This window comes from Streptomyces sp. NPDC047061 (assembly GCF_040643955.1).
Classification (GTDB): Bacteria; Actinomycetota; Actinomycetes; order Streptomycetales; family Streptomycetaceae; genus Streptomyces.
This window is the reverse complement of sequence record NZ_JBEYVI010000069.1, coordinates 25,007-35,475: the sequence shown is the minus strand read 5'-3', so window position 1 is coordinate 35,475 and position 10,469 is coordinate 25,007. Positions and strand designations below refer to the sequence as shown.

The following is a 10,469-nucleotide window of genomic DNA, read 5'->3' as shown; positions in this document are numbered from 1 at the left end:
CAGGCCAGTGGCGAAGGAGTGCAGGAAAGGCAGGTCGGCCGCGCGGGTCCGGGCGATCCAGGCGTTCAGCCGCGCGGGATTGCCCGCTGCGGGGGTGAGGAGTGCGGCGAAGTCGCTGATCTGGGTGGCCAGGGCGGTCATCTCCGGGCAGGCGGCGGACAGTTTGTCGCGTAGCGCGGCCTGTTCCTCCTTGAGAGGGCGGTACGTGGATTGATGTCCCTTTCGGCCCTTCGGGGGGCGGGTTGGCGCCTGCCTGAAACGGATGCGATACCAGCCTGGCCTGATCGACGGGTTCATTGCCGAGACCGGACTGATGCTGGCCCGGACGTGGCATCACCTCCGAACCCGATGCGTCATAGCGCCGATCCACGTCGTCGCTTGCCTGTTCGCGGAGCCGGGCCGGGTCATCCGCGTTGGTCGCGGTGTGGGTCTGACCGCGAGAGTGGTGGGCGACATAGACGGCCATGGAAAACCGGTAGCGCCGATGAAGGGCTGTTCGTTACCGTCCCCGGGATGGAAATCGAGGTCAGGGAAGTCTTGGACGGCCGCCGGGAGGGCGACCCGGTTTGGGCACTGATCGATGAACTTGGCCAGAGCGACTGGGTGCGGTTCACCGCGGGATTCCACCTGAGTTCCCACCTGCTCGCCGCGTACTCACCGGACACACTGCTGATGGGCTTCTGCCGCTACGTCGTGCAGCCCATAGGTCCTGACACCGGCTGCCCGCCCATCACCGTCCAGGGGCAAGCGGTACACGAAGCGAAAATCCTCGCCTTCGGCGTTCCCGAGCGGTGGCGTCGGCGGGGTGTGGGGACCGCCTTGCAACGAGCGGTCATTGCGGCGGCCGGCAGGCAGGGCTGTCACCAGGTCAGGTCGCACAGCTCGGGCGAGAACGTCGAGAACCACCAGCTCAAACTGCGGCTCGGCTTCGCCGTTCACCCAACCGTCCGGGACGACGATGACAGGGGCTGCTATTTCATCCTTCCGCTGCCCCGGCGCGGCTAGCTCAATCGTCGCTGTTCATTGCCGCCGCGCCAGCGCGTATGCGAGTTGATACGTGACTTGTCGTCACCTGATCATATGGAACTATGGCATCCCAGCCGGTCGGCGGGCTCGGGCGTGCTGGGCTGGACACCGTGAGCGAGCGAAAGCCCTACAAGAGTGACCTGTCCGACGAACAGTGGGCGCTGGTCGAGCCGGTGATCACCGCGTGGAAGGCCGCGCACCCCTCCGTCAGCGGCCATCAGGGCCGGTACGAGATGCTGGAGATCGTCAACGCGCTCCTCTACCAGGGCCGCACCGGCTGCCATTGGGACCTGCTTCCGCACGACCTGCCGCCGCGCGGCGCGGTGATGTACTACTTCACCAAGTGGCGCGACGACGGCACCGATCAGACCGTCCATGATCTGCTGCGCTGGCAGGTGCGGGAGATGTCGCGGCGCAAGGCGGACCCGAGCCTGGTGGTGATTGACACCCAAAGCGTGCACGCGGCGGCCGGGGTGCCCGCAGAGTCGACGGGACGTGATGCGGCAAAAAGAGTACCGGGCGCAAGAGACACCTCGCCGTCGACACCCTCGGCCTGCCGGTGATGATCACGGTGACACCCGCCGACACCACCGACCGCGACGCCGCACGAGAGATCCTCTGGCGTCTGCGCGTCATGCAGCGACAGATCACCCAGGTCTGGGCGGACTCCGCCTACGCGGCCAGCTCACCAACTGGTCGGACGACTTCCTGCACATGACGCTCAGGACCGTCTCCCGGCCCCGCGGGGCCAAGGGCTTCGTCGTCCTGCCCCGGCGCTGGAAAGTCGAACGGACGCTGGGCTGGATCATGAAAGCACGACGAAACGTGCGGGACTACGAACGTCTGCCGCAGCACTCGGAAGCTCACCTGACCTGGGCACTCATCACGGTCATGACCCGCCGGCTCACACGGCGGGCACTTCACCCCAAGTGGGCGAAGAAACAGGACGTCAGCCCGGAATCCTGCGCAGGTACTGGGTGAGAGTCCGGCCAGGAATCGACCCGGAGGGCACACGGCCGACAGGGATTCCTCCCATGGCCTCATAGAAGGGCTCGGCGTTCGGGTCTGCATCGATGGTGAACCGCGTGAACCCCAGCGCCTGGGCCGTCTCTACCGCATGCGTGAACAGCACACGGCCGATGCCCTGCCCGATCGCATCCGGATCGACGAACATCATGCCAAGGACACCCTGCGGCGGCTCACCCTCCAGGGTCGTGAAGCCCAGGATGCTGCCGTCCCGCTCCGCAACAGCCGTCCGATGGCGGGCGAGGTCGGGCCCTGTGAGCGCGAGTTCCTCGCGACACGCCTCAAGAAATGCAGCGTCATACCCCCAGTGGGCCTTCGAGCGGAGTGCCAGATCAGATAAGAAGCTCGCTTCCTCATCCTGGGCAGGCCGGATCGAGATCGTCACTCAGCACCTCCACGGAGCTGTCGTCATCACTCCATGATCCACCCAGGCGGTCTCGGAGGATGGCCGATCCAGAGAACGGGAATCGCGGATTTGAGACAGACACTCAGGGGTGCCCTGCGTTACCACGGCGCCGATCCCCAGCGGCTCGGCGAGCTTGTGCGCATACGGTCGGTCGCCCGTCTGGGCGTCGACGTGCGCGTGGGCATCGGAGAATCGATCACGGTCGCGGCCACCGCCTCCGCACGGATCACCGGCTCCGGCGGCGTCCGCGCCATCGCCCCCGCGCACACCGTGGACTGGCTCGCCCAGCTGCCCGTGGACGCCCTGCACGGCATCGGCCCCCGGCATTCAGCCCTGCTGCGCAAGTACGGCATCCACTACGTCGGCGCGCTCGCCGCGCTCCCGCCCGACACCCTCCAGCGCCTCCTGGGCGCCAGCGCCGGACGGCTCGTCGCCGACCGGGCCCGCGGCATCGACCTCCGCCCCGTCGTCCCCCGCGCCCTGCCCGCCTCCGCGACCGTCCGCCACCGCTTCGACCGGCACGTCCTGGACGGCGCCGAAGTCCGGGCCGCCCTGCTGGAGCTGGTGGTCCGCCTCGGGCACCTGCTGCGCCGACGCGGCCAGGCCGCCCGCGCGCTGACCCTCACGCTTTTCTTCGCCGGCGACGGCCGCTGGGACAAGACCCCGCGGCTGGCGGAGGCATCGGGGCACGAGGATGATCTGCGTCTGCTCGCCTAGCAGCTGATGGACGCGGCGGCTCTTCAGCGCGGCTGGCTGACAGGACTGGTGTTGAAGGCAGAGGACCTGGCCGAGGCCGGCCAGACCGCGGAGCAGCTCAGCCTCGATGCCTCCCGCGAGGCCCGCCTGGTCGCGGAGAGTGCCATCGACCAGGTCCGAGCCCGGTTCGGCGCCCAGGTCATCGGACCGGCCACCGTCTTCCGGCGGGCCTCATGACCGCATCCACCTGTCCGCGCCGAGCCCGGAGGGCCGCGTACTGCTCGATCCGCCCGCGCCCGCTCTGACGGCCGTCTCCTTGCTCCGTCCCTGATCCGCAGGGTCCGCAGGACCTTCGGCGGGTAGATCCCCGGGATGGCGAAGAAGAAAGAGGACGAAGAGGGCGGCGAAGACGGGTTCCTTAGCGGGGCCGGAGCGGTTGACGCGGCAGCAGATGCTGGACGGTGTGCCCGGGCCAGACGGTGTGCGGATCGGGTTCGCGGTGCCGGGGGAGGCCGGGGCGATGACCACGCTGTTGAAGGCGGCGGCCGACGATCTGGAGGCCGGCCATCTTGAGGCGCTGGCTCGTGGGGAGTGCGGGACGTGGCTGCTGGACGCTCTGGCGGGGGCCGACGCCGGGGAACGGCTCGTGAGGGCAGTGGCCGCCGGGGAGCCTCAGCGGGCGGCGGGCGAGCTGTCTCTGCCGCTGGTCGCGCGGGACGGCGACGGCCAGGTCGTCGGCGCACTGCTGGGCGTCCCCTCGGGCACGGTCCTCTCCGGGCTCTCCCAACTGCCGGGCGTCGGCAGGCGGTACGTCCTGATGTCGATGCTCATGTACGCGAAGATCAAAGCGGTCGCCGTCGCCGAGGACGCCCGCCGGCGCGGGATCGGGGCCGCGCTGCTCGCCCGGTGCATGCAGGTGTACGGGCAGCTGGAGTACACACTGCTGTTCGGTGAGTTCGACACCGAGCGGGCCCTGGGGCCGTACTACAGGCGGCAGGGGTTCACCGTGCTGCGGCCCGGGCAGGGCATCGACGTCGGCACCCTGCTCACCGGCATCCCGCTTCATCTCGGTGCCGGACCGGGCCTGACCTTCTTCCACCGGTGGCAGCCGCAAGGCGCGTGAGGGGGCAGCGAGTTGACCGCAGACGACTGGTCGGCCCTGGCGGGGGTGTCGTCCACAGCCCTGGCACTGGCAGCGGTCGTGGTCGCCCTCGTCGCGTTCAGGGCCGAACACCGCCGGGCACGGTTCGAGACCGCCCGCGCGTTGCACCAGGACCTGACGACCGGCGAGGTCGCCTTGGCCCGCCGGCTCGTAGGAAGCCTTCACGACGGGGACTTCGGCTCGCCCGCCAGGACGAACGACTGGGCTTCGACCCTCACCGCCTATTTCACGCTGCTCTGGTGCTTCGAGCGGATCGAAGGAGGCCGTACCGCGCTGCTGCGCGGTGGCGTCCGTAGCTCTCCACGGAGCATGGACGCAGTCAGATACCTGGACGGGCTGGTGGCATGGCACGTCGCCGAATACGCGTGTGCCTTCGCCGTCGCACGCAGGAAGATCGCCGAAGCTACGGCCACAGAGATCTCAGACGGCGAGTCAGCCGCCGCTTTCCAACGGCTGCTCCGCGCGCTGCAGAACGACGGCGTCATCGATCGCAGGTACCGCGCAGGAGACTGCCGAGGCAGCGAATGCCCCTGCTCCTGCCATCAAGGGCCGACTCCGTAGCCGAGGACGGCGCTCAGCCGATCGGCTGCCGCCGACGGCACCGGGTCCGCGTGTGCGAGGACGTGCTGTGCAGTACTACGCGGCGGCGGTCAGCAGTTCGGGCACGCCCTGGGCCTGGGTGTAGGGCTGGAAGCGGGGGAGGAGGTTGTCGACGAGGCTGATGCAGCGGGGTGCGCCGATCCGGCGGGCCAGGAGAAGTGCTTCCAGGGCGGCGGCCGCGGCGGGCTCGGGTTCTTTCTGGTCGAGGTAGCTTGCTGCCCGGTAGGTGAGGAACACGCCGCGGGTCTTGTCCCGGGAGGCGGGCAGCAACTGCTCGCCTTCGGCGATGAGCAGGTGGGCGCGGCGGGTGTCGCCGAGGTCCAGGAGGGCCTGGCCGGAGTCGACGGCGAGGTCGGCTTTTATGTTGGCGCTTCAATCTGTCTCACAAAGCACGCAGTTATGTGCGCGTAGCTTCTGTCTCAGGGGGTCTGATGAAGCGCACCAGCACGTCAACTGCCATCGGTCTACTGGGAGCCGACGTCTCCCTCGGCCAGTCGACGCCGGAGGCCGTGGTCCTCCTGCATCGGACTGCGCAGGCTCGGGCAGCTGGTCCGTGGCCCTTCGACGCGTCGGCCGTGCTGGAACGGGCGGGAGCGTGCGACGGCAAGTACTTCATCCTCGGCCCCGACGGTTCTTACGACGTCCAGTTGAACCGGTTCGGGCGCGAACTCGACAGCTGGGGCGTGCGGTCCGACAACGGGCACGAGGGCTACATGCGCGACATCATGCTGTACTGCCGGTTCCTGCACGAATCCCGGGGAGGGAAGTCGATATGGGAGACGGACAGCGCTGATCTGCGCGCCTACAAGGTCGTCCGCATGCGCATGGACGACGAGAACTCGATCAGTGCTGCCACGTGGCGGCGGTCCATCGCGGCTCTCGACAAGTGGGTGGAGTGGTCCATCTACGAGGAGCTGCTGGATCACGAGCCGTTCCGGTACATCGACAAGATGGTCATGACGCCGCAGGGACCGAAGCGCGTCCGGGTCAACGCCGAGTATGACGTGGACGACGACCAAGAGCCTCTGCACATCGTGCAGTTCGCCGACTACCTGCTGTGGCGCAATGTCGGGCTGCGGGGCGAGCTGCCGGACGGCAGACCGGACCCGAAGTGGCGTGGTCGGCACGGTGAGCGCAACGCGCTGTTCGCCGACTCGCTCGTCTACACCGGCATGCGCCTGGGCGAGGGAGCGAGTCTGCTGACGACCGAGCTTCCTCCCGTGGCAGGAGGCCGGGGAGACATCTATCTCGCGGCTCAGGTGGCCAAGCGGAAAAAGGCGCGCAGGGTGTTCGGGAATCGGCGGACGCTGCGGGCGTGGCACCACTACCTGTCGATCGAGCGTTCGGCCGTGGTGGAGCGGGCGCGGGCCAGTGGGCGGTACGTCGGGCTGGAGGAGTTCGTTCCGGTGGGTCGCGCGGGGCGTCACGCCTTGACGGTGGTGGGCTCTTCCCGCGCCTGGTCGTACTCGAAGATCGGCGTCGGCGTGCGGCGGAACCTGTTCCGTGTGGATGCTGACGGTCTGCCGCGGGAGCCGTTGGCACTGTGGCTGGGCGAGGACGGGTATCCGCTCATGCCCTCCACGTGGCAGTCGGCCTTCCGTCGGGCCAACGAGCGCTGTGCTTCCTTCGGGATCGACATCGAGGTCTCCCCCCATACTCTCCGTCACGTTTTTGCAGTTCAGATGCTTGGCCTGATGCTGCGGCAGACTATCCGCGCGCTGGGGCAGCGGGAGGACCGACGGTTTACCAGGGCGGAACTGGAGCGGCTGCTGTTCGGCAGCCCCATGCGCAAGCTGCAGTTGCTTCTCGGACACGCACACGAGTCGACGGTCCACATCTACCTGGACCTTCTGGATGAGTTCCAGGAGATCGTCCTGTCCGCGCTCGCGGAGTGGGACATCCAGGTCGCGGCGCTGGAGGCGGTCGCTGCGGCAGCATGAGTTCCCGACGCGTTCGATTTCCTGCCGCGAGCGACATCCCCGCTCCTCCGGACCCGGTGCCCAGCATCGGTCCGGTCGCCTTCTCGCTCCAGTTCGACGGAGAGGATATCCGCTACGACCTCTCGCATTTGCCGTGCCCCCGCCTCATCCGGCCGCTCGCCCAAGAGTTGAGCCAGATCGGGGGTGACGACGGGACCATGGGCGGTAAGTATGCCTTCCGCCAAGCGATCCGCGCCGTGCGGCTGTTCGTCGAGTTCGTGGCTGCGGCCGAGCCCGGACAAGCCGACGACTTCGCGCTGGACGACCTCGAACCCGAGCTCCTGGACGCCTTCGAAGCGCACCTGGCGCGGGCCTTCCCGAAAGGAAGCGGCCAGCCGTACCAGCTGCTCGCGACGGTCGTCCGCCTGCTGCGTGCCGTCCACGATTCCGCCCCGGACGCCTTCAGCGCCGAGATGCACGGGCGAATCGGGTTCACGGCGACGACAGTGGAGCGGCTGACCAGCAAGCCCCTCGACGCCTACCCGATGCCGGTGTTCGAGCGCATGGAGGCCGCAGCGCTCGCCGACGTCCGCGAGATCCGGGACCGGATCCTGCGCGGTGAGCGGATGGCCGAAGCCGGCCAGGACCCCGAGGCCGGTGGGTGGGGGCGGCTGGAGAACGTCCTGTGGTACGTCGCCCGCAACGGGCCGCTGACCAACGACATCGTGCGGCAGCATCGCCCGCTGCGGGCCCTGGGCGGGATCAGAGCCGTCAACTCGCACCTGTTCCTGGCCAAGGCCGACATGGTGCCCTTCCTGACCTTGCTGATCTGTCAGACCGGGCTTGAACCCGAGTGCGCCAAGACCCTGAAGGCGGACTGCCTGTCCAACCCGGCGCGCGGGTTCGTCAGCATCGCGTACGTCAAGAAGCGCGCGCACCAGCACACTCACAAGACAATGCGGGTGAGCGACGGGGGCGCCCTGCACCACCCAGGCGGCCTGCTCCGCCTCGCCCTGCGGCTCACACAGCGCGCCCGCGAGTTCGCCGACGCCGATTCCCTGTGGGTGCTCGCCCTGGACGCCGGAGTTCGTGACGTCTACCGGGACGGACGCACCCACACGGCCCGGGACGCGGTGCCCTGGATGGCCCGGCACCGGATCGATGAGATGAAGGACCGCGGCGGCGGCGCCGTGTCGATGAACATGCGTCGCCTGCGCAAGAGCTACAAGTCGCGGAACTATCTTCGGGCCGGCGGCATCCTCGACGACTTCGTGTCGGGCCACACCAAGGAGGTGGCCGCGGGACACTACGCCGACATCGAGGCCCACCGTGAGGTAAACGAGCAGGCGGTGGAGGACGGCCTGCGCGAAGCCCTGGACGCGGCCCTGGCCGCGCCGGTCGTGCTGGACGACGACGGCCGCCGCCTGGACGACGGCGACCAGGACCTGGAGCCGGACGAAGTCCGCGCCGCGCTCGGGACGGACAACGACGTCTGGCTGGCCTCGTGCCGCAACTACTACGCCTCCCCATGGGCGCGAAAGAAGGGAGCGGGGTGCCCGGTCGCGATCTGGGGCTGCCTGGAGTGCCCGAACGCCGTCTTCACCACCCGGCACCTGCCGAGCCTGCTGTCCTTCCTCGACTTCCTCGAAGCACAGCGCGAGGAGTACGCCGCCGCCGAGTGGAAGGCCCGCTACGGACTGGCCTGGGAGCGGATCGTCAACGACATCCGGCCGAAGTTCAGCACCGAGCAGATCACCACGGCCACGGCCATCGCCGAAGCCGGCGGGCCGCGCCTGTCGCTGCCCGCACAGTTTGTGGAGCTCATCTCATGACCACCGCGCCTCAACTCCGCGCTCGTCCGGCGACCCCGGTCCCGGACGACGCGTACGTCGTGCCCGAGCACCTCACCACCGCCGCGACCGGCCGCGGGCCGCGCGTCGGCGACATGGTCTGGGACCTGCGCCCCTTCGTTCCCCGGACCGCCCGCAAGAACGCCGTCTGCCACTTCTCGGGATTCGCCGACGACACGGGCATCCGTACGGCCAAGGAATACCTCTACTCGCGGTTCCGCCGGGGCGTCCCGGCCAGCTACCTGAGCGTCTCGACAGTGAAGCCGATGAAGATCACGTGGGCCGCGCAGGAACTGGCCCGGGTACGTAACGCCATGCACGACCTGCGCGAACTCGGCATAACACGGCTCTCCGCGGTCACCCGGGAGGATCTGGCGGCGTTGCTTGACCAGTGGAAGAAGGGGTCCCTCTCCACCGCTGCGTCGCTCGTCACCACGATGAAGCAGCTCGCCGCCCATCGCGCCTTCCTCCACAGCGACGGACTGGACGTCCATCCGTGGCCGGGCCGGACATCAGCGGCGGTGGTGGGCAAGGAGCCGAGACCGGACGAGAACAGCACGGACCGCATCCCCGAGGAGATCATGGGTCCGCTGCTGCGCGCGGCCGTCTTCTACATCACCATCGCCAGCCGCGACATCCGCGCCGCCCGCGCCGAGATACAGGCCCTGCAGGAGGCCGCACGCCTGCGGCCCTACAGCATGGGCGGAGCGAAGGAAGCCGCGTTCACCTCCTTCATCGCGAAGCGCCGGGCGGCCGGGCGCGGCCTGCCGGCCCTGCCGCTGGAGGCGGTTTCACGGCGACCAGGCGCTGAGGTGGTCGGCGGAGTCGTCCAATCGCCGAACGTCACCTTGATCGAGCTGATGATCGGCGGCTACGCCCGTATCGATCACCTCGTGGCACGGGCGGCGGCCGAGCTGGGATTTGAGGAAGGCGGCCTCGACACTCCGATGTCGCCCTGGCCGGAGTCCGGCTGGCCCTGGCGGCCACGGCTGGACCCCACGACTGTGAACCGGGAGACCGAGTACCTGCGCACGGCCTGCTGGATCGTGATCGCGTACCTTTCTGGACTTCGCGACGACGAGGTCCGCCTCCTGGGCCGCGAGTGCGCGTTCACCGAGACCGGCGACGACGGCCGGATCCGCTACAAGCTGCGCGGGCGGGTCTACAAGAACCGCAAGATCAGCGGCGATGAGGCCGAGTGGGTCGTCCTGGACATCGTTCACCAAGCCGTCGATGTCCTCCTCGGCCTCCATGACGATCCGGACCATCTCTTCGGCTACTGGGGCACGGACATCACCGGCTATCAGCTCTTCGGGTCCGTTCCCTACCGGCTGGGCCGCTTCCGCGACCATGCCAACGAGCTCTTCAGCACGGAAGCCGGGTTGTTCATCCCCAACGACACAAGCGGCGTCGAGGACTACGACACCCCGGACACCCTCAATTCAGAAAGCCATCAACACGGCCGCGGAGGCGAGGACCCGGACGGGCTGCTCGGCCTTACCGAGGAGGGACCTGATCCAGCAGGGGTTCCCTGGAGTTTCGACACGCGGCAGTTCCGTCGAACTTTGGCCTGGCATATCGCTCACCAGCCCTTCGGTGTTGTCGCCGGCGCACGGCAGTACCAACATGCCCGAATAGTCATGTTCGAGGGATATGCGGACCCTCGGGAATTGCATCAGACGGGCGAGAAGTCGCAGGTCGCCTGCTCATGGAGGGAGTCTGGCGGACTTCGACACTACTACGACCTAGCAGCTTGACCAGGCATGTTGCCAACATTATCCCGT

The 10,469-nt window shown here is 68.4% G+C and carries 12 protein-coding genes and 1 pseudogene; 10 read left to right on the top strand and 3 right to left on the bottom strand.

What is annotated here, in order from left to right:
• Positions 1 to 162: pseudogene (locus ABZ887_RS48305) on the bottom strand (ISL3 family transposase); the annotation flags it as partial.
• Between the two features lie 351 nt (positions 163 to 513).
• Here ABZ887_RS48305 and ABZ887_RS48300 point away from each other — a divergent pair.
• The 3 genes from ABZ887_RS48300 to ABZ887_RS48290 all read left to right on the top strand — a co-directional run bounded on the left by ABZ887_RS48300 (position 514) and on the right by ABZ887_RS48290 (position 1,744).
• The gene (locus tag ABZ887_RS48300; protein ID WP_361305583.1) at positions 514 to 1,005 is read left to right on the top strand and encodes a GNAT family N-acetyltransferase; all 492 of its coding nucleotides are present in this window, start codon (positions 514 to 516) and stop codon (positions 1,003 to 1,005) included.
• Positions 1,006 to 1,136: 131 nt separating this feature from the next.
• Complete coding sequence (locus ABZ887_RS48295; protein WP_361305581.1) at positions 1,137 to 1,589, top strand: transposase; 453 nt, start codon at positions 1,137 to 1,139, stop codon at positions 1,587 to 1,589.
• Entirely contained in the window at positions 1,589 to 1,744 is a 156-nt protein-coding gene (locus ABZ887_RS48290; RefSeq protein WP_361305579.1) for a hypothetical protein, read from the top strand. Before ABZ887_RS48295 ends, ABZ887_RS48290 begins: the two co-directional genes overlap by 1 nt.
• Positions 1,745 to 1,975: 231 nt before the next feature.
• On the opposite strand, the gene ABZ887_RS48285 is transcribed toward ABZ887_RS48290, so the two are convergent.
• Complete coding sequence (locus tag ABZ887_RS48285; RefSeq protein WP_361305577.1) at positions 1,976 to 2,437, bottom strand: GNAT family N-acetyltransferase; 462 nt, start codon at positions 2,435 to 2,437, stop codon at positions 1,976 to 1,978.
• 90 nt (positions 2,438 to 2,527) lie between these two features.
• Here ABZ887_RS48285 and ABZ887_RS48280 point away from each other — a divergent pair, with 90 nt between their 5' ends.
• From ABZ887_RS48280 to ABZ887_RS48265, 4 genes are all read left to right on the top strand, one after another.
• Positions 2,528 to 3,175: a hypothetical protein gene (locus tag ABZ887_RS48280; protein ID WP_361305575.1), complete on the top strand. Its 648-nt coding sequence runs from the start codon at positions 2,528 to 2,530 to the stop codon at positions 3,173 to 3,175.
• Between the two features lie 51 nt (positions 3,176 to 3,226).
• Positions 3,227 to 3,391, top strand: coding sequence for a hypothetical protein (locus ABZ887_RS48275; RefSeq protein ID WP_361305573.1), 165 nt, complete (start codon positions 3,227 to 3,229; stop codon positions 3,389 to 3,391).
• Positions 3,392 to 3,674: 283 nt separating this feature from the next.
• The gene (locus ABZ887_RS48270) at positions 3,675 to 4,277 is read left to right on the top strand and encodes a GNAT family N-acetyltransferase (RefSeq protein WP_361305571.1); all 603 of its coding nucleotides are present in this window, start codon (positions 3,675 to 3,677) and stop codon (positions 4,275 to 4,277) included.
• Positions 4,278 to 4,289: 12 nt separating this feature from the next.
• On the top strand, positions 4,290 to 4,877 hold the full coding sequence (locus ABZ887_RS48265; protein WP_361305569.1) for a hypothetical protein: 588 nt from the start codon (positions 4,290 to 4,292) through the stop codon (positions 4,875 to 4,877).
• Between the two features lie 75 nt (positions 4,878 to 4,952).
• On the opposite strand, the gene ABZ887_RS48260 is transcribed toward ABZ887_RS48265, so the two are convergent.
• On the bottom strand, positions 4,953 to 5,186 hold the full coding sequence (locus ABZ887_RS48260) for a hypothetical protein (protein WP_361305567.1): 234 nt from the start codon (positions 5,184 to 5,186) through the stop codon (positions 4,953 to 4,955).
• A gap of 161 nt (positions 5,187 to 5,347) precedes the next feature.
• Here ABZ887_RS48260 and ABZ887_RS48255 point away from each other — a divergent pair, with 161 nt between their 5' ends.
• The 3 genes from ABZ887_RS48255 (at position 5,348) to ABZ887_RS48245 (ending at position 10,442) form a co-directional block, all read left to right on the top strand.
• Positions 5,348 to 6,856, top strand: coding sequence for a tyrosine-type recombinase/integrase (locus ABZ887_RS48255; RefSeq protein ID WP_361305565.1), 1,509 nt, complete (start codon positions 5,348 to 5,350; stop codon positions 6,854 to 6,856).
• Between the two features lie 197 nt (positions 6,857 to 7,053).
• Positions 7,054 to 8,667, top strand: a complete 1,614-nt coding sequence (locus ABZ887_RS48250) for a hypothetical protein (protein WP_361305563.1) — start codon at positions 7,054 to 7,056, stop codon at positions 8,665 to 8,667.
• Positions 8,664 to 10,442 (top strand): hypothetical protein, encoded by a 1,779-nt coding sequence (locus tag ABZ887_RS48245; protein WP_361305561.1) that lies wholly within the window; start codon positions 8,664 to 8,666, stop codon positions 10,440 to 10,442. The genes ABZ887_RS48250 and ABZ887_RS48245 overlap by 4 nt, the downstream gene beginning before the upstream one ends.
• The last annotated feature ends 27 nt before the right edge of the window (positions 10,443 to 10,469 follow it).

Excerpts from the sequence above, each read along its gene's own strand:
- ABZ887_RS48300 (WP_361305583.1), top strand. The coding sequence starts at position 514 with ATGGAAATCGAGGTCAGGGAAGTCTTGGACGGCCGCCGGGAGGGCGAC.
- ABZ887_RS48290 (WP_361305579.1), top strand. The coding sequence starts at position 1,589 with ATGATCACGGTGACACCCGCCGACACCACCGACCGCGACGCCGCACGA.
- ABZ887_RS48270 (WP_361305571.1), top strand. The coding sequence starts at position 3,675 with ATGACCACGCTGTTGAAGGCGGCGGCCGACGATCTGGAGGCCGGCCAT.
- ABZ887_RS48255 (WP_361305565.1), top strand. The coding sequence starts at position 5,348 with ATGAAGCGCACCAGCACGTCAACTGCCATCGGTCTACTGGGAGCCGAC.
- ABZ887_RS48250 (WP_361305563.1), top strand. The coding sequence starts at position 7,054 with ATGGGCGGTAAGTATGCCTTCCGCCAAGCGATCCGCGCCGTGCGGCTG.
- ABZ887_RS48245 (WP_361305561.1), top strand. The coding sequence starts at position 8,664 with ATGACCACCGCGCCTCAACTCCGCGCTCGTCCGGCGACCCCGGTCCCG.